The 23,128-nt window shown below is 71.1% G+C and carries 22 protein-coding genes; 2 read left to right on the forward strand and 20 right to left on the reverse strand.

The genetic code is table 11. The features are described from left to right. Window positions 1–3: 3 nt before the first annotated feature. From lpxA to ME121_RS03640, 7 genes are all read right to left on the reverse strand, one after another. Window positions 4–822: an acyl-ACP--UDP-N-acetylglucosamine O-acyltransferase gene (gene lpxA / locus ME121_RS03610; RefSeq protein ID WP_012320376.1), complete on the reverse strand. Its 819-nt coding sequence runs from the start codon at window positions 820–822 to the stop codon at window positions 4–6. Further along, the gene (gene fabZ, locus ME121_RS03615; RefSeq protein ID WP_012320377.1) at window positions 819–1,295 is read right to left on the reverse strand and encodes a 3-hydroxyacyl-ACP dehydratase FabZ; all 477 of its coding nucleotides are present in this window, start codon (window positions 1,293–1,295) and stop codon (window positions 819–821) included. Before fabZ ends, lpxA begins: the two co-directional genes overlap by 4 nt. Window positions 1,296–1,404: 109 nt before the next feature. Beyond that, window positions 1,405–2,463 carry a UDP-3-O-(3-hydroxymyristoyl)glucosamine N-acyltransferase gene (lpxD, locus tag ME121_RS03620; protein WP_024829310.1) on the reverse strand — a complete coding sequence of 353 codons (1,059 nt, stop codon included), beginning with the start codon at window positions 2,461–2,463 and terminating at the stop codon, window positions 1,405–1,407. 50 nt (window positions 2,464–2,513) lie between these two features. Then, window positions 2,514–5,084: an outer membrane protein assembly factor BamA gene (bamA, locus tag ME121_RS03625; RefSeq protein ID WP_012320379.1), complete on the reverse strand. Its 2,571-nt coding sequence runs from the start codon at window positions 5,082–5,084 to the stop codon at window positions 2,514–2,516. Between the two features lie 433 nt (window positions 5,085–5,517). Then, window positions 5,518–6,672: a M50 family metallopeptidase gene (locus ME121_RS03630; protein WP_012320380.1), complete on the reverse strand. Its 1,155-nt coding sequence runs from the start codon at window positions 6,670–6,672 to the stop codon at window positions 5,518–5,520. 181 nt (window positions 6,673–6,853) lie between these two features. Then, complete coding sequence (locus tag ME121_RS03635) at window positions 6,854–8,440, reverse strand: DHA2 family efflux MFS transporter permease subunit (RefSeq protein ID WP_058606456.1); 1,587 nt, start codon at window positions 8,438–8,440, stop codon at window positions 6,854–6,856. Window positions 8,441–8,448: 8 nt separating this feature from the next. Next, entirely contained in the window at window positions 8,449–9,714 is a 1,266-nt protein-coding gene (locus tag ME121_RS03640; protein WP_012320382.1) for an HlyD family secretion protein, read from the reverse strand. 137 nt (window positions 9,715–9,851) lie between these two features. Here ME121_RS03640 and ME121_RS03645 point away from each other — a divergent pair, with 137 nt between their 5' ends. Beyond that, window positions 9,852–10,490, forward strand: a complete 639-nt coding sequence (locus tag ME121_RS03645; RefSeq protein WP_012320383.1) for a TetR/AcrR family transcriptional regulator — start codon at window positions 9,852–9,854, stop codon at window positions 10,488–10,490. Window positions 10,491–10,605: 115 nt separating this feature from the next. Here ME121_RS03645 and dxr read toward each other — a convergent pair whose 3' ends face one another. From dxr to ME121_RS03675, 6 genes are all read right to left on the reverse strand, one after another. Then, window positions 10,606–11,784 carry a 1-deoxy-D-xylulose-5-phosphate reductoisomerase gene (dxr, locus tag ME121_RS03650; protein ID WP_059408362.1) on the reverse strand — a complete coding sequence of 393 codons (1,179 nt, stop codon included), beginning with the start codon at window positions 11,782–11,784 and terminating at the stop codon, window positions 10,606–10,608. Window positions 11,785–11,803: 19 nt separating this feature from the next. Beyond that, on the reverse strand, window positions 11,804–12,661 hold the full coding sequence (locus ME121_RS03655; RefSeq protein WP_012320385.1) for a phosphatidate cytidylyltransferase: 858 nt from the start codon (window positions 12,659–12,661) through the stop codon (window positions 11,804–11,806). Between the two features lie 19 nt (window positions 12,662–12,680). Then, the gene (gene frr / locus ME121_RS03660; protein WP_012320386.1) at window positions 12,681–13,244 is read right to left on the reverse strand and encodes a ribosome recycling factor; all 564 of its coding nucleotides are present in this window, start codon (window positions 13,242–13,244) and stop codon (window positions 12,681–12,683) included. A gap of 114 nt (window positions 13,245–13,358) precedes the next feature. Further along, window positions 13,359–14,081: a UMP kinase gene (pyrH, locus tag ME121_RS03665; protein ID WP_024829306.1), complete on the reverse strand. Its 723-nt coding sequence runs from the start codon at window positions 14,079–14,081 to the stop codon at window positions 13,359–13,361. A 465-nt stretch (window positions 14,082–14,546) separates the two neighbouring features. After that, window positions 14,547–15,473, reverse strand: a complete 927-nt coding sequence (gene tsf, locus ME121_RS03670; RefSeq protein ID WP_012320389.1) for a translation elongation factor Ts — start codon at window positions 15,471–15,473, stop codon at window positions 14,547–14,549. Window positions 15,474–15,591: 118 nt separating this feature from the next. Then, the gene (locus ME121_RS03675) at window positions 15,592–16,659 is read right to left on the reverse strand and encodes a 30S ribosomal protein S2 (RefSeq protein WP_012320390.1); all 1,068 of its coding nucleotides are present in this window, start codon (window positions 16,657–16,659) and stop codon (window positions 15,592–15,594) included. Window positions 16,660–16,897: 238 nt separating this feature from the next. Between ME121_RS03675 and ME121_RS03680 the strand changes: the two genes are divergently transcribed. After that, window positions 16,898–17,155: a hypothetical protein gene (locus ME121_RS03680; RefSeq protein WP_029360749.1), complete on the forward strand. Its 258-nt coding sequence runs from the start codon at window positions 16,898–16,900 to the stop codon at window positions 17,153–17,155. A gap of 17 nt (window positions 17,156–17,172) precedes the next feature. Here the strand turns inward: ME121_RS03680 and ME121_RS03685 are convergent, their stop codons facing one another. From ME121_RS03685 to ME121_RS03715, 7 genes are all read right to left on the reverse strand, one after another. Further along, a complete protein-coding gene (locus ME121_RS03685) occupies window positions 17,173–17,913 on the reverse strand; it encodes a pseudouridine synthase (protein WP_012320392.1) in 741 nt (246 codons plus the stop codon). A 13-nt stretch (window positions 17,914–17,926) separates the two neighbouring features. After that, window positions 17,927–18,832 carry a class I SAM-dependent methyltransferase gene (locus tag ME121_RS03690; protein ID WP_012320393.1) on the reverse strand — a complete coding sequence of 302 codons (906 nt, stop codon included), beginning with the start codon at window positions 18,830–18,832 and terminating at the stop codon, window positions 17,927–17,929. A gap of 151 nt (window positions 18,833–18,983) precedes the next feature. Continuing rightward, window positions 18,984–19,982: a GTPase Era gene (gene era, locus ME121_RS03695; RefSeq protein WP_012320394.1), complete on the reverse strand. Its 999-nt coding sequence runs from the start codon at window positions 19,980–19,982 to the stop codon at window positions 18,984–18,986. Beyond that, window positions 19,979–20,758, reverse strand: a complete 780-nt coding sequence (gene rnc / locus ME121_RS03700; protein WP_012320395.1) for a ribonuclease III — start codon at window positions 20,756–20,758, stop codon at window positions 19,979–19,981. Before rnc ends, era begins: the two co-directional genes overlap by 4 nt. Continuing rightward, window positions 20,755–21,570, reverse strand: a complete 816-nt coding sequence (gene lepB, locus ME121_RS03705) for a signal peptidase I (RefSeq protein ID WP_012320396.1) — start codon at window positions 21,568–21,570, stop codon at window positions 20,755–20,757. The genes rnc and lepB overlap by 4 nt, the downstream gene beginning before the upstream one ends. A 158-nt stretch (window positions 21,571–21,728) precedes the next feature. Beyond that, window positions 21,729–22,139, reverse strand: coding sequence for a holo-ACP synthase (gene acpS / locus ME121_RS03710; protein ID WP_059408363.1), 411 nt, complete (start codon window positions 22,137–22,139; stop codon window positions 21,729–21,731). Further along, window positions 22,136–22,885, reverse strand: coding sequence for a pyridoxine 5'-phosphate synthase (locus tag ME121_RS03715; RefSeq protein ID WP_024829303.1), 750 nt, complete (start codon window positions 22,883–22,885; stop codon window positions 22,136–22,138). Before ME121_RS03715 ends, acpS begins: the two co-directional genes overlap by 4 nt. Window positions 22,886–23,128 lie beyond the last annotated feature (243 nt).

Here is a 23,128-nt window from a genome sequence, read left to right on the forward strand (position 1 = left end):
CGCTCAGGCGGCGCTGATCGGGGTCGGAACCTCGCGCGGCGTGCAGATCGAGCGCTTGCCGCCGAGGCGGATGAAGTCGAGGATCTCGGCGACCGCCGCGTGGGATTCGAAGGTCGCGGCCACGTCCTCCACCCGCTCCATCAGCGTGCCCTCTGGGGCGAAGAGCAGGCGGTAGGCGCGCCGCAGCGCGTGGATGTCCTCGCGGGCGAAGCCGCGGCGCTGCAGGCCGATGATGTTGAGCCCCGACAGGTAGGCCCGGTTGCCGAGCACCATGCCGTAGGGGATGCAGTCGTTCTCCAGGCCCGACAGGCCGCCCACGAAGGCGTGCGCGCCGACCCGCGCGAACTGGATCACGGCGGCGCCGCCACCCAGGATCGCGTAGTCGCCGACGCTGCAATGGCCCGCCAGCATGACGTTGTTGGAGAAGATCACGTGGGCGCCGACCCGACAATCGTGGCCGACATGCGAGTTGGCCAGGAAGGTGCAGTGGTCGCCGACCAGGGTCTCCAGGCCGCCGCCGCTCGTGCCCGGGTTCATGGTGACGCCCTCGCGGATCAGGCAATCGGCGCCGATCGTCAGGGTCGAGGCCTCGCCCCGGTACTTCAGGTCCTGCGGCTGGTGGCCGATCGACGCGAAGGGGAAGATCCGGGTGCGGGGGCCGATCGTGGTCCGGCCCGCGAGGACCACGTGGCTGATGAGCTCGCAATCCGCGCCGAGCACGACCTCGGGCCCGACATGGCAGAAGGGGCCGATCCGCGCCCCGTCGCCGATCCGGGCGCCGGACTCGATCACGGCGCTCGGGTGGATGGCGGGCGCGGTCACTCCGTCACCAGCATGGCGCTGATCTCGGCCTCGGCGACCAGCGTGCCGTCGACCCGGGCCTCGCCGCGGAACCACCACATGGTCCGGCGCTGGTTCAGCTTCGTCATGTGGAAGCGCACCTGGTCGCCGGGGGTGACGGGCTTGCGGAACTTGCACTTGTCGATGGTCATGAAGAACACCTGCTTGGTGTTCCGCCCGTCCGCCCGGATGTGGCGGCAGCAGATGGCGCCCGCCGTCTGCGCCATGCCCTCGATCAGGAGCACGCCCGGGAAGACCGGCATGTCGGGGAAATGGCCCATGAACTGCGGCTCGTTGGCCGTGACGTTCTTGATGCCGACGCAGGATTCGTCCCGGTCGATCTCGACAATGCGGTCCACCATCAGGAACGGGTAGCGGTGCGGCAGCAGCTCCAGCAGCGTCTGGATGTCGGCTGTGCCCAGCTCGGTGCCGGTCTCGCGCGCCGCCTCACTCATCGAAATCCGCACCTCGACTTGCCGCCTTCGGCGGCCCGCAATCCGGCCGCCTCCGGCGCGCCGACCGCCCTCTTCGGAAGAAATCGCCGGAAGCGCAAGGCCTTCCCGGTCAGGCGTCGTCTCCCGCTTGGTCCTTGCCCGAGCGTTCGGCGAGACGCGCGAGCGTCGTCAGCTCGCGGAACCACGCCCGCACCGGCTTGGCGGGAGTCCCGCCCCAGCGGCTTCCCGGCGGCACGTCGCGGTTGACGTTGGACGAGCCGGCGATCTGCGAGCCGCGGCCGATGCGCAGGTGGCCGACGACGCCGACCTGCCCGCCCAGGACGACGTAGTCCTCCAGCGTGGTCGAGCCGGAGATGCCGACCCCCGACACGATGACGCAGTGGCGCCCGATCACGACGTTGTGGGCGATCTGCACGAGGTTGTCGATCTTGGTGCCCTCCCCGATCACCGTGTCGCGCGAGGCGCCGCGGTCGACCGTGGTGTTGGCGCCGATCTCGACGTCGTCCTGCACGATGACGCGCCCGACCTGCGGGACCTTGAGATGGGTGGCGCCCATGGCGAAGCCGAACCCGTCCTGCCCGAGCCGCGCCCCGGGATGGACGATCACCCGGTTTCCGAGGAGGGCGTGGCTCAGGGTCGTGCCGGCGCCGATCGCGCAGTCGCGCCCGATCCGGACGCCCGGTCCGATCACGGCGTTGGGTCCGACCACCGTTCCGGCGCCGATCTCGGCCCCCGGCCCGATCACCGCGCCGGGATCGACCGTGACGCCGTCCTCGAGACGGGCCTCGGGATGGACGTGGGCGCCGGGGGCGACGCCGCGGACGGCGAATTGCGAGCCGGGACGCAGGGCGTCCGGATGCAGCCGGCCGAGCAGCGCGGCGTAAGCGCGGTAGGGGTCGCGGCTGACGAGGGCGACCGTGCCGGCGGGACAGCGCGCCGCGAAGCGGGGTGAGACGAGGCACGCGCCCGCCCGCGTCGCCGCGAGGGCGTCACCGTAGCGGGCGTTGTCCATGTAGGCGAGGTGGTCCGGGCCGGCGCTCTCCAGGGAGGCCGCACCACTGAATCGGCGGTCCGGGTCCGCCCCCTCGGGGAGGCCGGTGCCGGCGGCCGCCGCGATCTCGGCCAGGGTGAGGCCTGTGGCGGCGGTGAAGAAAACGGGATCTGACATGTTCGACAACGCGCCGGCCGGGACAATCCGGCCGGCGCGCGGGATTTTTATCAGAAGCGCGAGCCGCCGGAGAAGCGGAACGCCTGGACCTGATCCGCGCCGATATGGCCGTACTTGCCGAGGATCGGGACGAACACCTTCTGACCCTCGTCCTTCGACAGCGCGTAGGCGTAGTCGAACCGGATCGGGCCGAGCGGCGAGTTCCACAGGATGGACGCGCCGATCGAGGAGCGGATCGCCGCCGTGTCGCGGACGTTCACGCATTCCGGCTCCACGCCGATCGTGAAGGCGTTGAAGTTGCACTTCCCGGTCGTCGGCGAGACACCGTTGATGAAGGCGTCGCCGTTCACGTTGAAGTTGCGCTGGCCGTGATAGCCGAACAGCGTGCCGGCGTCGGCGAAGAGCGCGCCCTTCAGGCCCAGATCGCGCGGAACGAGGGGCAGCGGGAACTGCACTTCGAGGGTGCCGCCGATGTAGGTGGAACCGCCGATCGCGTTCGAGCGGGCGTCGGCGATGCCGACGTCGCGCGGGCCGATGCCGTTCGGCGCGAAGCCGCGGACCAGCGACGGGCCGAGGAAGAACTGGTCGGTCACCCGCAGCGGGTCGTTGTTGAGCGACGAGATGTGGCCGCCCTGGAAGCGGATGAAGCCGACCACGTCCTCGAAGATCTCCTTGTAGTACCGCGCGTCGGCGGTCACGCGGAAGAACTTCGAGTCGCCGCCCAGGCCGGCGACGTCGGGCTTCAGCTCGGCGTAGAGGCCGTTGCGGGGCGCGCCGATCACGTCGAGGGTCGAGTAGGCGAGCGTCAGGCCGGCCAGCGACGTGAGCGTGTTGCCCTGCGAGCCCTTGATGGCGATCGAGGCCTCGCCGTCATACGCGCAGTTCGGGTAGATCGACTGGCCGCCGATGTTCCGGCCCGTGTTCGGGTCGATCGTGCCCGCCGCGTAGGTGGCGGTGTAGCCCGGGATCGGGATCGAGCAGTCGTTGTACGGCCGCTTGAGGGTGTTCGGCACCTTCAGCTCGGTGTTGTACAGCGAGTAGCGCAGCGTGATGCCGAACTCCTCGGTGATCGGCAGGCCGAGGCGCAGCTGGCCGCCGTACACCGTGGTCTCGTAGCGCGAGTACCGGGTCAGGTCGGAGTACTTGTAGAAGGCATCGAAGCCCGCCGCGAGGCGGTAGCCGAGGAAGTACGGCTCGGTGAACGAGAAGTCGACGCCGCGCGAGTACTGGCCACCCGTGCCGGCGAGGCGGACGTACTGGCCGCGACCGAGGAAGTTCGACTCGGAGACCGAGACCTCGCCGATGATGCCGTCCTGGGTGGAGTAGCCGCCCGCCACCGAGAACGAACCCGTGGGCTGATCCTCGACGTCGATGTTGATGACCACGCGGTCCGGGGCCGAGCCCGGCTCGTTGGAGAAGCGGACCTTCTTGAAGAAGCCCAGGCCGTTCAGGCGGCGCTCGGCGCGGTCGGTCAGCACGCGGTTGTAGGCGTCGCCCTCCGCAATATCGAGCTCGCGGCGGATGACGTAGTCGCGGGTGCGGGTGTTGCCGCGGATGTTGATGCGCTCGACGTAGACGTGCGGGCCGTCCTCGACCACGAAGCCCAGGGAGACCTGGTGGCTCGCCGGGTCGCGCTGGCCGGTCGGTCGGACCTGCGCGAACGGGTAGCCGGCGCGGTTGACCTCGCGGGTGACGTTGTTGAGCGTCTTCTCGACGTCGTCGGCGTTGTAGATGTCGCCCACCGAGGTGGCGATGTCGCTGTCGAGCTTCGTGGTGTCGAGGCCCGGCAGGCGCGAATCCACCTGGACGGCGCCGACCTTGTACTGCTCGCCCTCGTTCACCGTGATGGTGATGACGTAGCCGGACTTGTCGCCCTCGACGTAGCGCGCGTCGGCGCTGACCACCTGGAAGTCGGCGTAGCCGTTCTTCAGGTAGTAGCGGCGGACCTGGTCGAGGTCGTTGGTGATGCGGTCGGGATCGTAGACGTCGGAGGTCTTGATGAACGACAGGAAGTTCATCTCCGAGGAGCTCATCAGCCCCTTCAGCGTCCGCTCCGAGTAGGCGTTGTTGCCGACGAAGTTGATCGAGATGATGCCGGTCTTATCGCCCTCGTCGATCTGGTAGATCACGTCGACGCGGCCGTTGGGCAGGTCGACCGTCCGGTAGGTCACCTTGGCGGTGCCGCGACCGAAGCGCTTGTAGACGTCGCGGATGCGCGCGAGGTCGGCGTTAATGATCGCCTCGCTGTACGGCCCGCGGGCCTTGGCCTCGACCACGCCCTCCAGGGTGGCCTTCTCGATCTTCTTGTTGCCCTCGAAGACGACGCGGTTGATCAGGTTGTTCTCGCGGACCGTCACCACCGTGCGGCCACCCGACTGGGCGACCTTCACGTCGGAGAACATCCCGCTCGCGAGCAGGTTGCGGCGGGCCTCCTCGGCGGAGCCGGACGCCGTCCCGGTCACGTAGGACCGGATCGTGTCGGCATCGACGCGCTGGTTGCCCTGGACGACGATCTGCTGCGCCTGGGCAGCCCCGCTCAGGACGACACCCAGACCGGCAGTGACTAGGACGATGGTTTTCCGCACCGACTTACGTCGGGGCTTCCCCGTCAACGACATCATGCAATCGCCCGTTTCTGTTCTGGTCGCGGGGGTTAGCCCGTCACAGGCGACCGTTGATCGGCCGTCCCGTCACCTGGTCCAAGCGTGGCTTCGGTCCAAGCGTAGCTCTTAGCGGGATTCCCCTGCCAAGCAAACGCGCGGGAGGCCATCGTCAGGGGATTTTGGGGGGTCGTGGCCTTCGCGCCACTTAACGGTGCGGTCAGCCTGCGGGCAAACCGCGGATCGTGGTGAACGACCCGTAAACGTCTGGGCCGTCGCACCTTTTCAGCGGCCCTCGCGATCCCGTGAACGCGATTTTAACCCCGTTTCGGCGCGCCGGCGGGGCGTCAACCGGTCGGTGTCCGGGCGAGATCGCGGCGGGATTGGGGCAGCGTTTCCGGTGGAGATCCGGCGGCGATCCGGCGGGGATACCGGGATCCCCGCCGGCCCCGGATCAGGTGTTCCGCCAGGAGGCGCCGAGGTTGAGGATGTCGTTCCAGGCGGCGAACAGCATCAGCATCAGCACCAGGGCGAGGCCGATGCGGAAGCCGATCTCCTGGGCCCGCTCGCTGAGCGGGCGGCCGCGCACCACCTCGAAGGCGTAGAACAGCAGGTGGCCGCCATCGAGCAGCGGCACCGGGAACAGGTTGAGCAGGCCGATCGAGACGGAGAGCAGGGCGATCAGCCCGACCAGACCGCCGACGCCGCCGGTCTTGGCGACCTCGCCGGAGACGCGGGCGATGCCGATCGGACCCGAGAGCTGGTCGGCGGATTCCCGGCCGGTCACGAGCTTGCCGAGATACGAGAAGGTGCGCTCGACGACGAAGTAGGTCTCCTTCACGCCGAGATTGAGCGAGTCGAGCGCGCCGTAATGCACGAGCCGCGCCTCCGAGCCCGCGGGGGAGCGGATGCCGAGCCGGCCGATCCGGTGGCGGCCGAACGGCGTCTTCTCCTCGAAGGTCGCCGGCGTCGCCTGGATGGTGATGGGCTGGTCGTTGCGCTCCACCGTGAAGGTCAGCGGCGTCCCGGCGCTGCCGGTGACCGTGCGGTACATGGCGTTGAAGTCGCCGATCTTCTCGCCGTCGATGGCGGTGATCACGTCGCCGGGCTGGAAGCCGGCCTGGGCGGCGACGCTATTCGGCTCCACCGACGAGACCCGGGCGGGCAGCTCGTAGCGGCCGCCGAGCCAGATGGCGCCCGCGAAGAGCAGGATCGCCAGGATGAAGTTCGCCACCGGGCCCGCGGCGACGATCGCGGCGCGCTTCGACACGGGCTGGGTCGGGAAGCTGATCGCCCGCTCCTGCGGGCTCATCCGGGCGACGGCCTCCGGATCCGGCATGCTGGCGCCGTTCACGTCGCCGTGGAACTTCACGTAGCCGCCGAGCGGGATCGCGCAGACCTTCCAGCGGGTGCCGCGCCGGTCGTTGAAGCCGAACAGCTCGGGGCCGAAGCCGAGCGAGAAGGCGTGCACGCCGACCCCGCACCAGCGCCCGACCAGGAAGTGGCCCATCTCGTGCACGAACACCACGACGGTGAGCACGAACAGGAACGGGATCACGGCACCGAAGAAACCGCCGGCGGTCCCGCCCATCGCGTTGAGGAAGTCCATAAGCCGTATTCCTGGCCGTCTCGGCGCCGGCTTCTCGGGCCGGCCATCCGCCCTGTCTAGCAGATCGGCGGTGCCGACCGCCAACGCAATCCTGCGGCTCGGCCGCGGAACGTCGCACGCACCGTCCGAAACCGCACCGTCCGATACCGCACCGGCCGATCGCGCGCGGCGGTCCCGCCCGTCAGTGGCCGCCGCCTCCGCCCGCGCCGGCGTTCGGCCGCCGGATCATGGGGACCGCGCAGGCCATCGCGAGGAACAGGACGGTGAGGGACAGGAACACGTCCTCGAAGGCCATGACGAGGCCCTGGATCCGCACCGTGTTGGTCATCGCCTTCAGGGCCATGTCGGAGGCGGCGCTGCCGTAGGCGTCGAAGCCGCGCTGCAGCGCGTCGAGCCGCTCCAGCGCGGCCGTGTTCGCCCAGGTGAAGCGCTCGTGCAGCCGGGCGAGGTGCAGGTCCCAGCGGTCGTTGAGGATCGTGTTGATCAGCGCGAGCCCGACCGCGCCGCCGAGGTTGCGGGTCAGGTTGAACAGCCCCGACGCGTTCTTCATCCGTGCCGGCGGCAGCGTGCCCAGCGCGATGTTGTTGATCGGGATCATGCACAGCATCAGCGAGCAGCCGCGCAGGATCTGCGGCAGCAGCAGCTCGTAGAAGTCCCAGTCCTTGGTGAGCCCGGTGACGATCCAGGTGCCGCAGGCGAAGCCGACGAAGCCGATCCCCATCATGATCCGGGGATCGACCCTGCCCGAGAGCCGGCCGGCGATCGGCGCGGTGGCGAACATGCACAGGCCGGAGACGAACATCGTCTCGCCGATCATCAGCGCCGAGTAGCCGCGCACCCGGGCGAGGTAGACCGGGTAGATGTAGGTCAGACCGTAGAGGCCGATGCCCAGCACGAAGCTCGCCACGCAGCCGCTGGCGAAGTTCCGGTCCGAGAAGGCCCGGAGATCGACGATCGGCTGCTTCGCCGTGAAGACCCGCCAGAAGAACAGCAGCGCCGACGCCCCGCAGACGACCGCGCAGGCGAAGACCGCCTCGTCCTGCAGCCAGTCGTGGTTCGGCCCCTCCTCCAGCACGTACTCGAGGCAGCCGAGGAAGCCGGCCATGAAGGCGAGGCCGGCCCAGTCGAACGATCTGATCAGGCCGTAATTGGGCTCGTCGAAATCGACCAGGATCCAGGTCGAGACGGTCACGAAGATGCCCGGCACGACGTTGATCAGGAACAGCCAGTGCCACGACATCAGGTCAGTCAGGTAGCCGCCCACCGTCGGGCCGATCGTCGGCGCCAGCGTCGCCACGAGGCCGATCATCGGCGAGACGATGGTCCGCTTCGAGGGCGGGAAGATCGTGAAGGCCGCGGCGAAGACGGTCGGGATCATGCCGCCGCCGATGAAGCCCTGGAGCGCCCGCCAGACGATCATCTCGCCGATCGACGAGGAGGTGGCGCACATCAGGCTCATCAGGGTGAAGCCGCCCGCCGAGATGGCGAACATCCAGCGCGTCGAGAGCACCCGCGACAGGGTGCCGGAGAGCGGGATCGAGATGACCTCGGCAATCAGGTAGCTGGTCTGGACCCAGGGGATCTCGTCGCCGGAGGCCGAGAGCCCGGCCTGGATCTCGTTCAGGGAGGCCGAGACGATCTGGATGTCCAGGATCGCCATGAACATGCCGAAGACCATGCAGACGAACGCCACCATGCGGCGGCGGTCGAGGGGCGGCTCGGCGGCGCGGGTCGGCGCGCCGGGCGCGAGGGCGGCGCTGGCGGCCATCGCCGGTCTCAGCGGCTCGCGGTGCTGACCGGCCGCGGCGCGGAGGCGCGGTCGAGGACGGAGCGGTCCGCGCCGGTGCGGGTGTCGACCCGCACCACCGCCGACAGGCCCGGCCGCAGCAGGCCCTCCCGGGCGACCTCCTCGGGCACGCGCACCCGGACCGGCAGGCGCTGGACGATCTTGGTGAAGTTGCCGGTGGCGTTGTCGGGCGGCAGCAGGCTGAAGACCGAGCCGGAGGCCGGCGAGAACGATTCCACCACGGCGTGGATCTCACGGTCCGGATAGGCGTCGACCGTCACGGTCACCGGCTGTCCGGGACGCATGCGCTCGACCTGGGTCTCCTTGAAGTTCGCGTCGATCCGGACGCTCTGGAGCGGGACCAGCGCGGCGACCCGCGTGCCGGGCCCGACATAGGCGCCGGCCTCGACGGCCTTGTTGCCGACCACACCGTCGAAGGGCGCGCGGATGACCGTGAAGTCGAGGTCGCGCCGGGCCCGGTCGACGGCGGTGCGCAGCTCCGCCGCGAGGCTCTCCGCCTCGCGCTTCTGCGCCTGGAGCACGTCCACGTTGGCGCGGGCCGCGAGGAGGCCCGCCTCCATGGCCTTCACGGAGGCCTCGGTGCGGTCGCGGTCGGCGCGGGTCTGGTCGATGCGCGACTTGGCCACGTAATCCGCCTGCATCTGCGTCGACCGGGCGAAGTCGGCCTGGGCGCGGACGGCGTCGGCGCGGGTCGCGTCGAGCTGCGCGGCGGCCTGGGCGACCTGGGCCTGCGCCGCCTCGGCCTGCCGGCCGATCCGCGCGATCGTGCTCTCCTGGGTGGCGAGCTTGTCCTGCGCCGCCTGCAGCGCGAGGCGGTAGTCGCCGTCGTCGAGCTTGGCGATGACGTCGCCCTTCCTCACCGCGAGGCCGTTCACCACCGGGACCGACTGGAGATAGCCCGGGATCTTGGCCGCGAGGACCGAGATGTCGGCCTGGACGTAGGCGTCGTCGGTCGAGACGAAGAACCGCCCGACGGTCCACCACTGCCACCCCTGATACGCGCCGCCGCCCAGGGCGGCCGTCAGCAGTCCGAGCAGGACGAGCCGCCTCATGGAGCGCTTGCGCGCGGGCGGCGCCTCGACCGGCACGGGCGTCGGCAGGGACGCCGCGGCGGCGGCCGGCGCGGTGCGCTCGGCGCGCGCCTCGTCCCCGGCCTCGATTCGGGTCTCAATACCGGTCTCAATACCCGTCTCGAGACCGGAACTCGGCCGATCGGCGTCCTCGCGAAGGGACATATCAGCGCCTCGAAATCGATGACCGAACCGTTCGGTCAATAACCAGGCACGACTTGACGCGCCCCCGAAGAAGCCGCAGGTTATTTTGACCGAACGGTTCGGTCAAGCGTGACGGTGTCACGGTGCGGAGCGGGATGATGGCTCAGGGTGCGGCGCTGGAGCGGGGTCAGGCCCAGCACGAGGGCGACAAGCGGCAGCAGATCCTCGAGGGCGCGCGGACGGTGTTCCTGGCGGCGGGGTTCGACGGGGCCAGCATGGGCGAGATCGCCCGGGCGGCCGGGGTCTCGAAGGGCACGCTCTACGTCTACTTCGAGAACAAGGAGGACCTGTTCGAGGCGCTGGCGATCCAGGAGAAGGCCAGCCTCGCCGAGGCCCTGTTCACCCTGGACGCGGACGATCCCGACGTGCCGGGCGTCCTGACGCGGCTCGGAAGCAGCTTCCTGACCGAGATGTGCCGGCCGGCGCACGTCTCGCTGGTCCGCATGGTCATCGGCGCGAGCGAGAAGTTTCCGCGCTTCGGGCAGGTCTACTATCAGGCCGGTCCGGCCCGCGGCGTCGAGCGCCTCTCGCGCTACCTCGACGCGCAGGTCCAGGCGGGGCGCCTGACGATCGCCGACACCGAGCTCGCGGCCCGGCACTTCCTGCATCTCTGCCAGGCGGGTCTGCTGACCCGCCTGCTGTTCGCGGCGGGCGGCATCGCCGGCGAGGCCGAGATGCGCCATCAGGTCGACGAGGCAGTCCGGGTGTTCCTGGCCGGGTACGGCCCCGCGCGCTGAGGCGCAGCTCAGGCGGGAAACGTCGTTGCGAGCGCGGCGAAGCGATCCAGCGGCGCGACGCTCGCAGAATGTTGCGCCGACCTGGGTTGCTTCGCCGCGCTCGCAATGACCGGGTTTAGCCGGCGGCGCGCAGCTCCGGCAGGGCCTCGGCGCTCCAGATCCGCACGTGGGCATCGATGGCGAGCGCCTCGTCGACGTCGGCGGGCGCGGTCCGGTACCGGCCGGCGAAGTGCGCGCAGGCGCGCTCGACCAGATCGCTGATCCCGTAGAAGCCGATCCGGCCGGCGATGAAGGCCGCCACCGCGATCTCGTTGGCCGCGTTCATCACGGTCGGCGCCGCACCGCCCGCCGCCAGCGCCGCGCGGGCGATCCGCAGGCACGGGAAGCGCGCCTCGTCCGCGGCCTCGAAGGTGAGCGATCCGAGCTTCACGAGGTCGAGGGGCCGGCCCCGCTGGATCGTGAGCCGGTCACCGAGGCCGAGGCAGTGCGAGATCGGCACGCGCATGTCGGGCAGCGCCAGCTCGGCGGTCACGGCGCCGTCCAGCCAGTAGACCATCCCGTGGATCACCGATTGCGGGTGCACCACGACGTCGAGCCGCTCGGGCTCGATGCCGAACAGGTGGTGCGCCTCGATCAGCTCGAGCCCCTTGTTCATCAGGCTCGCCGAATCGATGTTGATCTTCATCCCCATCGACCACGTCGGATGGGCGGCGGCCTCGGCCGCGGAGGCGGCGGCGATCCGCTCGCGGGTCCAGGTCCGGAACGGGCCGCCCGAGGCCGTGATCATCATGGTGCGGACGTCGGCGAGTGGCCGGCCGGCCAGCGCCTGGCTCAGGGCGTCGTGCTCGGAATCCATCGGGAGGATCGTGGCGCCGTAGCGGGCGGCGTCGCGCATGAACGCGTCGCCGGCGCAGACGAGGCTCTCCTTGTTGGCCAGCGCGACCGTGCGGCCCAGGCGCAGGGCGGCGTGGGTCGATCTCAGCCCGGCCGCCCCGCTCACGGCCGCCACGACGATGTCGGCGTCGCGGGCGGCGGCCTCCATGACGGCCGCCTCCCCCGCCCCGCTCGGGATGCCGGAGCCCGACAGGGCCTCGGCCAGCGCAGGGCCCGCGGCCTCGTCGGCGAGCGCCGCGAAGGAGGCGTTGAGCTCGCGGGCGACCTTGGCCAGGGCGACGGGATCCTTGCCGCCCACCAGGGCGCCGACGCGGAACCGGTCGGCGTGCTGGGCCAGGAGGTCGGCGGTGGAGCGGCCGATCGAGCCGGTGGCGCCGAAGACGGTGACGACCTGGGTCACGGGTTCAACTCCCTCATCGTCACGGGATCAGACCGCCGCCGCGCAGGGCGAGATAGACAGCCGCCAGCACGGCGACCGCGAAGAATCCGTCGAGCCTGTCCATGACGCCGCCGTGGCCGGGGATGATCTTCCCCGAATCCTTGACGCCGTAGCGGCGCTTCAGGCCGGATTCGATCAGGTCGCCCGCCTGACTCAGGACCGAGGCCAGCGCGCTCACGCCCGCCACCACCGGGAGGGAGGCGGCGCTGGGCAGGGTCGTGCCGGCGAGGTCGGCGACCACCGGGACCAGCGTCCCGGCGGCGACCGCGCCGACGAGGCCGCCGAGGGCGCCCGACCACGTCTTGTTGGGTGAGACCCGCGGCATCAGCTTGGGGCCGCCGATCTTCCGACCGGCGAAGTAGGCCGCGATGTCGGTGGACCAGACCACCGCAAACATCCAGGCCGGCCCGACGAGGCCGATGGCGGGATCGTCGCGCAGGGCCACCGGCACCGCCGCGATCGCCGCCGCGCCGAGCACCCCGAGGAAGGCGCGGAGCCGGCCCCGGCCGGTCCGCGCCACCGTGGCGCAGGCCGCGGCGCCGAGCAGCAGGACCGCGAGGCAGGCCGGCGTCGGGGCGCCGCCGCGCTGGCAGAGCAGCAGGGCGCCGAGCGTCGCCGCGCCCAGCGCGATCAACACCTCGCGGGGCTCCGTGCGGCTCATCACCATCCACTCGGCGAAGCCGACGATGCCGGCGGCGAGCCAGATCCCCGCGAAGGGCCAGCCGCCATAGACCAGCGCGGCCAGCACGCCGGCCCCGAGCACGAGGCCCGAGGCGACGCGCAGCCACAGCTCGCGCCGCCCCGAGGGACGCGCGGCCGGTGCGGCGGCGGAGGTCACGCGCGTCCCGTCCCGCGCCTCAGACCTGCATGATCTCCTTCTCCTTGGAGGCCAGCACGCCGTCGATCTCGGCGATGTACTGGTCGGTCGCCTTCTGCACGTCGGTGGCCTGACGCTTCTCGTCATCCTCCGAGATGGCGCTGTCCTTCAGGAGCTTCTTGAGGTGGTCGAGGCCGTCCCGGCGCACGTGGCGCACGGCGACGCGAGCCTCCTCGGTGTACTTGTGGGCGACCTTGACCATCTCCTTGCGGCGCTGCTCGTTCATCTCGGGGATGCGGAGCCGGATGGTCTGCCCCTCGGTCTGCGGGTTGAGGCCGAGGTCGGATTCGCGGATCGCTTTCTCGACGGCCGTGACCATGCTGCGGTCCCAGACCGAGATCGACAGGAGCCGGGGCTCCGGCACGCTGACGGTGGCGACCTGGGCCATCGGCATCATCGAGCCGTAGGCGTCGACCTGGATCGGGTCGAGGAGCGACGGCGTGGCGCGCCCGGTGCGCAGCGAGCCGAGATCCTTCGAGAGCGAGGCGACGGCGCCCTGCATGCGGCGCTTGATGTCGTTGAGATCGAATTCCGGTGTGGCCATGAGGGTCGTCCCGAGACGTCTGACGTGGTCTTGAGCCCGGCGCGGGCAGTCGCGGCCTCAATGGACGAATTTTTTCAGGGCCGCAAACGGTCGCGACCCCGATCGTGCCGCGTGTCAGGGCGCCACGAGGGTCGAGGGCGCGTCGCCCGACAGGATCGCGGCGATCGAGCTCGGCGGGTGGAGCGAGCCGACCACGATCGACAGGCGGCTCTCCCGGGCCAGCGCGAAGGCGGCGGTGTCCATCACCTTGAGGTCGCGGGCGATCGCCTCGTCGTGGGTGATGCGGTCGTAGCGCGTGGCGCTCGGATCCTTCTTCGGATCCGCCGAGTAGACGCCGTCCACCTGCGTCGCCTTGAGAACCGCGTCGCAGCGCAGCTCGGCGGCGCGCAGCACCGCGGCGGTGTCGGTGGTGAAGAACGGGTTGCCGGTGCCGCCGGCGAGGACGACAACCTGGCCCTTGTCCAGATGGTGCAGCGCCGGCTGGCGGGCGTAGGTCTCGCAGATGGTCGGCATCGACACCGCCGACATGGTCCGCGCCTGGACGCCCGCGGCGTTGAGCGCCGTCTCGATCGCCAGCGAGTTCATCACCGTGGCCATCATGCCGAGGGAATCCCCGGTCGCCCGGTCGATCCAGCCGGCCGCGGAGATCCGCGCCCCGCGGATCATGTTGCCGCCGCCCACCACGATGGCGATCTCGGCACCCGCCTCGATCGTGCGGGCGATGTCCTCGGCGAGCGCCGCCAGGGTCGGCGGATGCAACCAGTAGCCGTCCGGAGCGGCGAGCGCCTCGCCCGACAGCTTCACGAGGATACGGCGAAACGGCGTCGTCTCCGGCATCTGGGCCCCCGGCTCCATCCCGCATCGCGCAAGCGGGGAGGCTTCTACGTCAACCGCCCGAGCGCCGTCGAGAGGCCCGGCACCGATACGGCGGGGATCGTGGGCCGAAATGCTACCGGCGCGCGAGCGACGTGCGAGAGACGGTCGCCCGGGGAGGACGTCTGCGCCGCCGGCGCGGTCCGAATCCGGAGCGCGCTGCGCCGGCTCTCAGCTGCCGGCCAGAACGCCGACGGCGCCGAAGACGGTCATGACGAGACCGGACGCGAACACGCCGATCATGAGGTAGGAGAAGGGTTTCAGAGCCATGCCGGGAACGTAGCGCGGCGCCGCGAGGCGGGGCGTGCGGCGCAACACGGCCCGGCGTGGATCGATCCCGCGACTCCGGAAACGAGAAGCCCCGCCCGGCTCGTGCCGGACGGGGCTGGTCACGGGCGAGCCCGGCAGGCCGGGCGCTCGCGCTCGATCTCAGGCGCGGCCGGCCTGCTGGGCGACCTCGGTGGCGAAGTCCGGACCCTCTTCCTTCTCGATGCCGTCGCCCAGCGCGTAGCGGACGAAGCCCGTCAGGGTCACGGGGCCGCCGACCTTGGAGCCGGCCTCCTTGAGGACCTGGCTCACCGTCTTGGAGCCGTCGTGCACGAAGGGCTGCTCCAGGAGGGTGACCTCCTTGTAGTAGCTCTTCAGGCCGCTCTCGATGATCTTGGCGAGGACGTGGTCCGGCTTGCCGGCGTTCTTCTCGCGCAGGATGTTCGACTCGCGCTCCACCGTGGCGGCGTCGACGCCCGAGGCGTCCAGCGCCACCGGGTTGGTCGCCGCGATGTGCATGGCGATCTGGCGGCCCAGCGCCGAGAGCGCGTCGACGTCGCCCTCGGACTCGAGCGCCACGAGCACGCCGATCTTGCCGAGGCCCTCGGAGATCTGGTTGTGCACGTAGGAGGCGATGACGCCCTTCTTGACCTCGAGCTTGGTGACCCGGCGCAGGTTCATGTTCTCGCCGATGGTGGCGATCAGGGCCTGCAGCTTCTCCGAGACGGTCTCGGTGGCGCCCGGGAAGTGGGCGGTCTGGAGCCCCTCCAGCGTGCCGTCGGTGTTCAGGGCGATCTTGGCGGCTTCGCGGGCGAAGGCCTGGAAGGCGTCGTTGCGGGCGACGAAGTCGGTCTCGGAGTTCACCTCGACCACGGCGGCGTGGTGGCCGGCGGACTCGACGGCGACGAGGCCCTCGGCGGCGACGCGGCCGGCCTTCTTGGCGGCCTTGGCGAGACCCTTCTTGCGCAGCCAGTCGACGGCGGCCTCGATGTCGCCCTGCGTCTCGTTGAGCGCGCCCTTGCAGTCCATCATGCCGGCGCCGGTCTTCTCCCGGAGCTCCTTCACCATCGCGGCGGTGATGTTGGCCATGGCGGTCCCTTTCGTGTGGTCTGGATGCGAGAGGCCCGGCGCGCGGGTGAGCGGCCGGGCCCGGTATGCCTGGATTCGCGACGGCCCGATGACGGTGCCGCCGCGAAGCCCCGTTGGATCAGGCCGCGGCGGCGGCCTCGACGAAGCCGCGGGCCTGGGAGACCCACGAATCGCGGTCGATGCGGCCGTTGAGCTTCAGGTCGGCATCGACCTTGGCGACGTCCTCGGGGGTCATCGCGGCGAGCTGCCAGTAGTGGTAGATGCCGGCGTCGTTGAGCTTCTGCACGATCTGCGGGCCGGCGCCGTTCAGCTTGGTCAGGTCGTCCGGCGCGCCGCGCGGGGCGGCGAGCAGCTCGAAGTGCTCGGTCGACTCGGCGAGCATCGCCACGTCGGCCGGGTCGAGGGCGTCGGACTCGACCGTGACGGCCGCGTCGTCGTTCGCCGGCAGCTCCTCGGCCATCGGCTCCTCGGAGGCGCCGAGATCCATGCCCGACGAGCCCTGGGCGCGCGAGATGCCGTCGATGGCGGCCTTGGCGATCAGGTCGCAGTACAGCGCGATCGCGCGGCCGGCGTCGTCGTTGGCCGGGACGATGTAGCTGATGCCGTCCGGGTTGCAGTTGGTGTCGACGATGGCGGCGACCGGGATGCCGAGGCGGTTCGCCTCCTTGATCGCCAGCTGCTCCTTGTTGGTGTCGATCACGAACAGCAGGTCCGGCACGCCGCCCATGTCCTTGATGCCACCGAGCGCCTTCTCGAGCTTCTCCTTCTCGCGGGAGAGCATCAGGCGCTCCTTCTTGGTCAGGCCCGGGCCGCCGGTCTCCAGCGTCTCGGTGACCTTGCGCAGGCGCGAGATCGAGCCCGAGATGGTCTTCCAGTTGGTGAGCATGCCGCCCAGCCAGCGGGAGTTGACGTAGTACTGGGCCGACCGCTTGGCCGCCTCGGCGATCGTGTCGGCCGCCTGGCGCTTGGTGCCGACGAACAGCACGCGGCCGCCCTTGGCGACGGTGTCGCTCACCGCCTGCAGCGCCTGGTGCATCGCCGGCACGGTCTGGGCGAGGTCGATGATGTGGATGTTGTTGCGCGTACCGAAGATGTACGGCTGCATCTTCGGGTTCCAGCGGTGCGCCTGGTGACCGAAATGTGCGCCCGCCTCGAGGAGCTGACGCATAGAGAAATCGACGGCCATGTCTTTGTGCTCTCCGGTTATATCCGCCGCGGAGGGATGCGGCCGGCCGAGATCTCGGACGACCACCGGAAACGCCTCATTCAGGCATGAGGCCGGCTCCGCGTGTGGGATGGGCGGGCGCTTAGCAGAGGGCGGGTCCGAAGGCAAGAAGCGGCGGGGCGGCGCGGGCCATCCCTCGATCACAGCCTGGGTTCAGAGCGCTTGCACCGCGCGGGCGCGCCTCGCGACAGTTCGGACCGTGGCGGCGGTCGCCTTCGACACCCTGACATTCGCCCGGACTCTCCGGGAGAGAGCCAAGCTGTCTCCGGAACAGGCGGAGGGCTTGGCCGATGCCATGGCGGAAGCGCTGCAGGGCGATCGCGTCACGAAGGCGGATCCGCGCGTCGAGCTGGCGGATACGCGGTCCGAAATCGTGCGCTGGGTGGCGGGCTCGATCGGCTTCCAGACACTCGCTGTCATCGGCGCGGTCGTCGCCCTCGCCCGGGCTCTGCACTGACAGGCGCGCAGCCCGGATCACCCGCCCGCGAACACCGCCGCCACGTCCTCGGCCGTCATCACCCGGTGCGCGCCCGCCGGCAGGTCCGCCGGCAGAGCGAGGCCGCCGACCCGGTCCCGGTGCAGCGCCGCGACGTGGTTGCCGACGGCCGCGAACATCCGGCGGACCTGGTGGTACCGGCCCTCCGTCAGGGTCACCGCGCAGCGGGTCGCGTCCTCGACGTCGAGCCGCACCGGCAGGAGCGGGCGCTCCTCGCCCTCCAGGACGAGCGTGCCCGCGGCGAACACCTCCGCCTCGCGGCCGGTCAGCGGCCGGTCGAGGGTCACGCGGTAGCGCTTCGCCACCTGCGCCTTCGGGCTGATGATCCGGTGCAGCAGCGCCCCGTCGTCGGTCAGCAGCAGCAGGCCCGAGGTCTCCTTGTCGAGGCGTCCCACCGTGGAGAGCGGCGGGTCGCGGCGGCGCCAGCGCTCGGGGAGGAGCCCGTAGACCAGCGGGCCGGCCTCCTTGTGCGAGCAGGTCACGCCCAGCGGCTTGTGCAGCATCAGGCACAGGCCGGGGAGCGGGTCGAGGGATTCGCCGTCGACGGTGAGGCGCTCCGGCAGGTCCGGCGCGAGGGCGACCCGGTCGCCGGCATCCGCGAGTTCAGCCCCGTCGAGGCGGATCGCGCCGGCGCGGGCGAGGGCCTGGATCTCGCGGCGCGAGCCGTAGCCGAGATTGGCGAGGAGCTTGTCCAGGCGGACGGATCTCGCCGCGCTCATGGAAGCGGCGCCCTCACCGGCGGGCCTCGTAGACCCGGTAGCCGTTCGCCTGGACGGCCACCGCGACGTGCCGGAACGCCTCGCGCAGGCTCGCCTCGTAGGGCAGGTGCGCGTTGGCCACGAGCCACAGCGCCCCCCCGGGGCGCAGGGCCTCGGCCGCCCGCGCGATGAACGCCCGGCCGAGCGCCTGATCCTCGCTCCCGCCCTCGTGGAACGGCGGGTTCGTGACGACGAAGTCGAGGTTTTCCGGCACCGCGCCGGACGCGCGGATATCGGCCCAGAGGATCGTCGCGCGCGGATCGGCGACGTTGCGGCGCGCCATCTCGACGGCGCGCCGATCGATCTCCAGCAGGGTCAGGGCGGTCACGGCCTCGGACCCCAGGACGGCCCGCGACAGGATCCCGAGGCCGCAGCCGAAATCGGCGCCGCGGCCCTTGAGGGCGGGGAGGTTCGCCAGGAGCAGCGCCGTGCCGGGATCGAGCCGGTCCCACGAGAAGATGCCGGGCTGCGTGCACAGGGCGAGGTTGTCGACGTGGCGCGGGCCGCCCTCGTCGATCGCCTCGGCGACGCCGGCGAGGTCGGTCGGGCGCTCCGCCGTGCAGATCCGGTGATGCCGGCGCGGCTGGTCGGCGGCGGCGCAGCCGAAGGTCGTCAGTTCCTTGGCCAGGCGGGTTCCGCCGCGATCCTTGGGCGCCAAGGCGACCATGCGGCCGCCGGGCCCGAGGGCGCGCAGCACCTGGGCCAGCACGTAGCGCCGCTCGACCGTTCCGGGCGGCGCCAGCACGGTGGCCGCGTCGAGGCTGTTCTCGGACAGGTCCTCCAGCCGCGCGGCGCCGGGAATCAACGGGGAGAGCTGGACGGCGTCGCCCGGGACCTCGGCGAGGTCCACCGGCGGCAGGCCGTAGACGGCATGGCGCATAGACAATTCGGGATTTGGAGTGCCGAATCCGGAACGCGAATCCGCGGCGGAGCGGGGTAAACCCGCGCCCGACTCGGTTCATCCGGGGGGAACACCGCGTTTATACCGGAACCCGCCGGGAAGCCCAGCCTCCCGCGCGCGACCCGGCGCGTCAGCCTCGCGGGAATTCCAGGCCCATCTCGCGGTAGCGGGCCGGATCGTCGGCCCAGTTCTCCCGCACCTTCACGTGCAGGAACAGGTGGACCTTGGCGTCGGCCGCCTCGGCGATCTCGATCCGGGCCGCCTGCCCGATCGACCGGATGGTCTGGCCGCCCTTGCCGAGCACGATCGAGCGCTGGCTCTCCCGCTCGACGAAGATCGTCTGCTCGATCCGCACGGAGCCGTCGGGCCGGATCTGCCACTGGTCGGTCTCCACCGTGGAGCGGTAGGGCAGCTCCTCGTGCAGCCGGTCGTAGATCTTCTCGCGGGTGATCTCGGCGGCGAGCATGCGCAGGGGCGCGTCCGAGACCTGATCCTCCGGATAGAGCCAGGGCCCCGGCGGCATGCGGGCGGCCAGCGCCCGGCGCAGGTCGGCGACGCCGTCGCCGTTCAGCGCCGAGATCATGAAGGTCTCGGCGAAGGGCGCGGCGGCGTTGAGCTTCGCGGCGAGATCGAGGAGCCGCTCGCGCGGGATCAGGTCGATCTTGTTGAGGATCAGCAGCTTCTCGCGCTTCACCTCGCCGAGCCGGCCGAGCACCGCCTCCACCTCCGCGTCGACGCCCTTGCGCGCGTCGACCAGCAGGCAGACGGCGTCGGCGTCGGCGGCGCCGCTCCAGGCCGAGTGCACCATCGCGCGGTCGAGGCGGCGCTTGGGCGCGAAGATGCCGGGGGTGTCGACCAGGACGACCTGGGCCGACCCCTCGATGAGGATGCCCCGCACCAGGGCCCGGGTCGTCTGCACCTTGCGCGAGACGATCGAGACCTTGGTGCCGACGAGGTTGTTGAGCAGGGTCGACTTGCCGGCATTCGGCACGCCGATCAGCGCCACGAAGCCGGCCCGCGCGTCGGCGGGCGTGCCGGGAAGGGTGGACGGGTCGCGCGCGGGCTCCCGGGCCGGCGCGCTGTCGGGCCCGTCCCGCTCGTCGTGATCGTCCTGCTCGTGCGCGCTCATGCTGTCTCCGTCGGCTCCGCATCCGCGGAGGCCCCGATTCCCTCCCGCTCCATCAGCGCCCGGGCGGCGGCCTGCTCGGCGATCCGCTTCGACGTGCCGTCACCGAGGCCGGGCTCGAGGCCCTCGACCTGCACGGCGATGCGGAACCGGGGCGCGTGGTCGGGACCGGTGCGCTCCACCACCGCGTAGGTGGGGATCGGCAGGCTGCGGCCCATGGCCCATTCCTGCAAGGCGGATTTGGCGTCGCGGCCCCGGGCCGCCGCGGTCGGCTCGCCGGGGCGGAAATGGGTCTCGACCACCGCCCGGGCGGCGTCGAACCCGGCGTCGAGGTAGATCGCGCCCAGGATCGCCTCGCAGACGTCGGCGAGGATCGTCTGGTTGCGCCGGCCGCCGCCCATGACCTCGCCCTGGCCGAGAATCAGGTGCGGGCCGACCTCCCAGGAGGCGGCCACGGCCGCGCAGGTCTCGCGCCGGACGAGGGCGGCGAGGCGCCGGGAGAGGTCGCCCTCGTCGGCCTCCGGGAAGGCGCCGTAGAGCCGGTCGGCGACCGCGAGCCCGAGCACCCGGTCGCCGAGGAATTCCAGGCGCTGGTAGCTGCCGCCCCGGCCGCTCGCCTTGCTGGTGTGGGTCAGCGCGCGGGTGAGCAGGTCCTGATCGCCGAAGCTGTGCCCGATCCGCTCCTCGAGGGCGGTCAGGGGCGGGCGCGGCTTGTGGGCCCGCCGGGATCGGGCGTTCGCCCGGGGCTGCGCGGCGTCGTCCAAGTCCGGGCCGGTCAATGGATCGTCGTGAACAGGCGCGACCAGCGCACGTGGGCCGGCCAGTTCCAGACCTGCCACGCCGGCGTGCCCTCGTCGATCGAGAAGAAGATCATCTCGGCGCGCCCGACCAGGTTGGCGAAGGGCACGTAGCCGACATTGGCGAGATCGCGCGAATCGGTGGAGTTGTCGCGGTTGTCGCCCATCATGAAAAAGTGACCGGGCGGGACCGTGTACAGCTCGGTCTTGTCCCAGAATCCGTTGTCGCCGTCGCGCTCGATCACCCGGTGGACCACGCCGTTGGGCAGGGTCTCCAGGTACTGGGGCACCTTGGTCGGCTGGCCGTAGGGGTCGGTGGTCTCGTAGTCGGCGATCCGCTCGCGCTTGACCGCCTTGCCGTTGATGTTGAGCACGCCGTCGATCATCTGGATCTTGTCGCCCGGCAGGCCGATCACGCGCTTGATGTAGTCGGTCGAGTTGTCCTTGGGCAGCTTGAACACCGCGATGTCGCCGCGCTTCGGGTCGGCTCCCCAGATCCGGCCGTCGGCCTGGATCGGAATGTATTCCGAGAGAGGCAGCGAGTACTTGGAATAGCCGTAGGAATATTTCGACACGAACAGGTAGTCACCGATCAGCAGCGTCGGCACCAGCGAGCCCGAAGGGATGTTGAACGGCTGGAACAGGAGCGTCCGCACCACCAGGGCGATCAGCAGCGCCTGGATGCCGACCTTCAGCGTCTCGCGGATGCTGGCCCAGGTGCCGGTCTCGGCAGGTTTCCTGAGCGGCTTGCCGTCGTAATCCACGCGCGCGTTCCGTCTTCGGTTGAGGTGCATCGCCCGCGCTCAGCGGGGCGCGGCCCCGCCGCGCGCGGCCTGATGTGCGGTTGTCCCGAGGAATGCGCCGCAATCGTGTCCGCCGTGTCCGGCGGTCTAGACCATGCGCGAGCCCCCCGCAACGCGCGACCGCCGCTGGCTAATCCGCGACGCCGGCCTCAACCGGCGACAGAGACCGGCAAGGCCTCGATGATCACGAAGGCCTGCGCCATCGGCGGATCGTCCGTGAGGCTCACGTGCAGGCGCGCCGCGTGCCCCGCCGGCAGCAGTTCCGCGAGCCGCTCCGCCGCACCGCCCGCGAGCCGCAGGGTCGGCTGGCCGGAGGGCAGGTTCACCACCTCCATGTCGCGCCAGAAGACGCCGGCGCTGATGCCGGTGCCGAGGGCCTTGGCGCAGGCTTCCTTGGCGGCGAAGCGGCGGGCGTAGCCCTCGGCGCGGGCGGCCCGCCGGTCGCAGCGGGCCCGCTCTCCGTCGGTGAAGACCCGGTGGGTGAAGCGCGCGCCGTGCCGCTCCAGGGTCCGGGCGATCCGGCGGATGTCGCAGAGATCCGAGCCGATCCCGACGATCATGGGTGCCGCGCCCGGTCCATGGCGGCCCGCATGTCGCGCACCGCCCGGTCGAGTCCCACGAAGATCGCGTCGGCGATCAGGGAATGGCCGATGTTCAGCTCCCGGATCTGCGGCAGGGCCGCCACCGGGCCGACGCTGCCGAGGGTGAGCCCGTGGCCCGCGTGGATCTCGAGGCCGAGGCCGGCGCCGTGCTCCGCCGCGCGCCGGATGCGGGCGAGCTCGCGCGCGGTCCGGGCGTCGTCGTCCTCCAGAGCCGCCTCGCAGTAGCTGCCGGTGTGCAGCTCGACCACCGGCGCCCCGAGGGCGCGGGCGGCGTCCATGATCGCGGGCTCGGGCTCGACGAACAGCGAGACGCGGATGCCGGCCTCCGCGAGGGCCCGGATGCGCGGCGCCAGGTGCTCCCGGCCGCCGACGATGTCGAGGCCGCCCTCGGTGGTGCGCTCCTCGCGCTTCTCCGGGACGAGGCAGGCGGCGTGCGGGCGGGTGTCCAGCGCGATCGCCACCATCTCGTCGGTGGCGGCCATCTCGAAGTTGAGCGGCACGGACAGGCCGCGCTTGAGCGCCGCGATGTCGGTGTCGCGGATGTGGCGCCGGTCCTCGCGGAGATGCGCGGTGATCCCGTCGGCGCCCGCCTCGACGGCGAGCAGGGCCGCGCGCACCGGGTCCGGGTAGTCGCCGCCGCGGGCGTTGCGGACGGTCGCGACGTGATCGATGTTGACGCCCAGGCGCAGTTTCTCGGAGGTCATCCGCTCGTTCGTCCCCGTGTCGGCGCGGTGCGACAGGCATACCGGCGGGGTCCGGAGGGCGCGGCGCGCCCTCACCCCGTGCCGCGGTATGCGGAGGATCGCGCGCGCCGGCAAGACGCCCGGGGCCCGCGGCGTCACGCGACCGGGACGCGGGCGGCCTCCGGCGGCCGCCCGCTTCTCGAGGGGCCGGTGCGGCCCGCCCGGTCAGGCGAGCCGCAGGCGCGACCGGCTGTCCTTCCGCTC

The organism is Methylobacterium sp. ME121 (assembly GCF_000974725.1).
Classification (GTDB): domain Bacteria; phylum Pseudomonadota; class Alphaproteobacteria; order Rhizobiales; family Beijerinckiaceae; genus Methylobacterium; species Methylobacterium radiotolerans.

Excerpts from the sequence above, each read along its gene's own strand:
- lepB (WP_012320396.1), bottom strand. The coding sequence starts at position 21,570 with ATGCACCTCAACCGAAGACGGAACGCGCGCGTGGATTACGACGGCAAG.
- frr (WP_012320386.1), bottom strand. The coding sequence starts at position 13,244 with ATGGCCACACCGGAATTCGATCTCAACGACATCAAGCGCCGCATGCAG.
- bamA (WP_012320379.1), bottom strand. The coding sequence starts at position 5,084 with ATGATGTCGTTGACGGGGAAGCCCCGACGTAAGTCGGTGCGGAAAACC.
- ME121_RS03640 (WP_012320382.1), bottom strand. The coding sequence starts at position 9,714 with ATGTCCCTTCGCGAGGACGCCGATCGGCCGAGTTCCGGTCTCGAGACG.
- ME121_RS03675 (WP_012320390.1), bottom strand. The coding sequence starts at position 16,659 with ATGGCCGTCGATTTCTCTATGCGTCAGCTCCTCGAGGCGGGCGCACAT.
- lpxD (WP_024829310.1), bottom strand. The coding sequence starts at position 2,463 with ATGTCAGATCCCGTTTTCTTCACCGCCGCCACAGGCCTCACCCTGGCC.
- era (WP_012320394.1), bottom strand. The coding sequence starts at position 19,982 with ATGAGCGCGCACGAGCAGGACGATCACGACGAGCGGGACGGGCCCGAC.
- ME121_RS03685 (WP_012320392.1), bottom strand. The coding sequence starts at position 17,913 with ATGAGCGCGGCGAGATCCGTCCGCCTGGACAAGCTCCTCGCCAATCTC.
- ME121_RS03715 (WP_024829303.1), bottom strand. The coding sequence starts at position 22,885 with ATGACCTCCGAGAAACTGCGCCTGGGCGTCAACATCGATCACGTCGCG.
- ME121_RS03630 (WP_012320380.1), bottom strand. The coding sequence starts at position 6,672 with ATGGACTTCCTCAACGCGATGGGCGGGACCGCCGGCGGTTTCTTCGGT.
- ME121_RS03645 (WP_012320383.1), top strand. The coding sequence starts at position 9,852 with ATGGCTCAGGGTGCGGCGCTGGAGCGGGGTCAGGCCCAGCACGAGGGC.
- ME121_RS03635 (WP_058606456.1), bottom strand. The coding sequence starts at position 8,440 with ATGGCCGCCAGCGCCGCCCTCGCGCCCGGCGCGCCGACCCGCGCCGCC.
- pyrH (WP_024829306.1), bottom strand. The coding sequence starts at position 14,081 with ATGCCGGAGACGACGCCGTTTCGCCGTATCCTCGTGAAGCTGTCGGGC.
- ME121_RS03690 (WP_012320393.1), bottom strand. The coding sequence starts at position 18,832 with ATGCGCCATGCCGTCTACGGCCTGCCGCCGGTGGACCTCGCCGAGGTC.
- fabZ (WP_012320377.1), bottom strand. The coding sequence starts at position 1,295 with ATGAGTGAGGCGGCGCGCGAGACCGGCACCGAGCTGGGCACAGCCGAC.
- acpS (WP_059408363.1), bottom strand. The coding sequence starts at position 22,139 with ATGATCGTCGGGATCGGCTCGGATCTCTGCGACATCCGCCGGATCGCC.
- tsf (WP_012320389.1), bottom strand. The coding sequence starts at position 15,473 with ATGGCCAACATCACCGCCGCGATGGTGAAGGAGCTCCGGGAGAAGACC.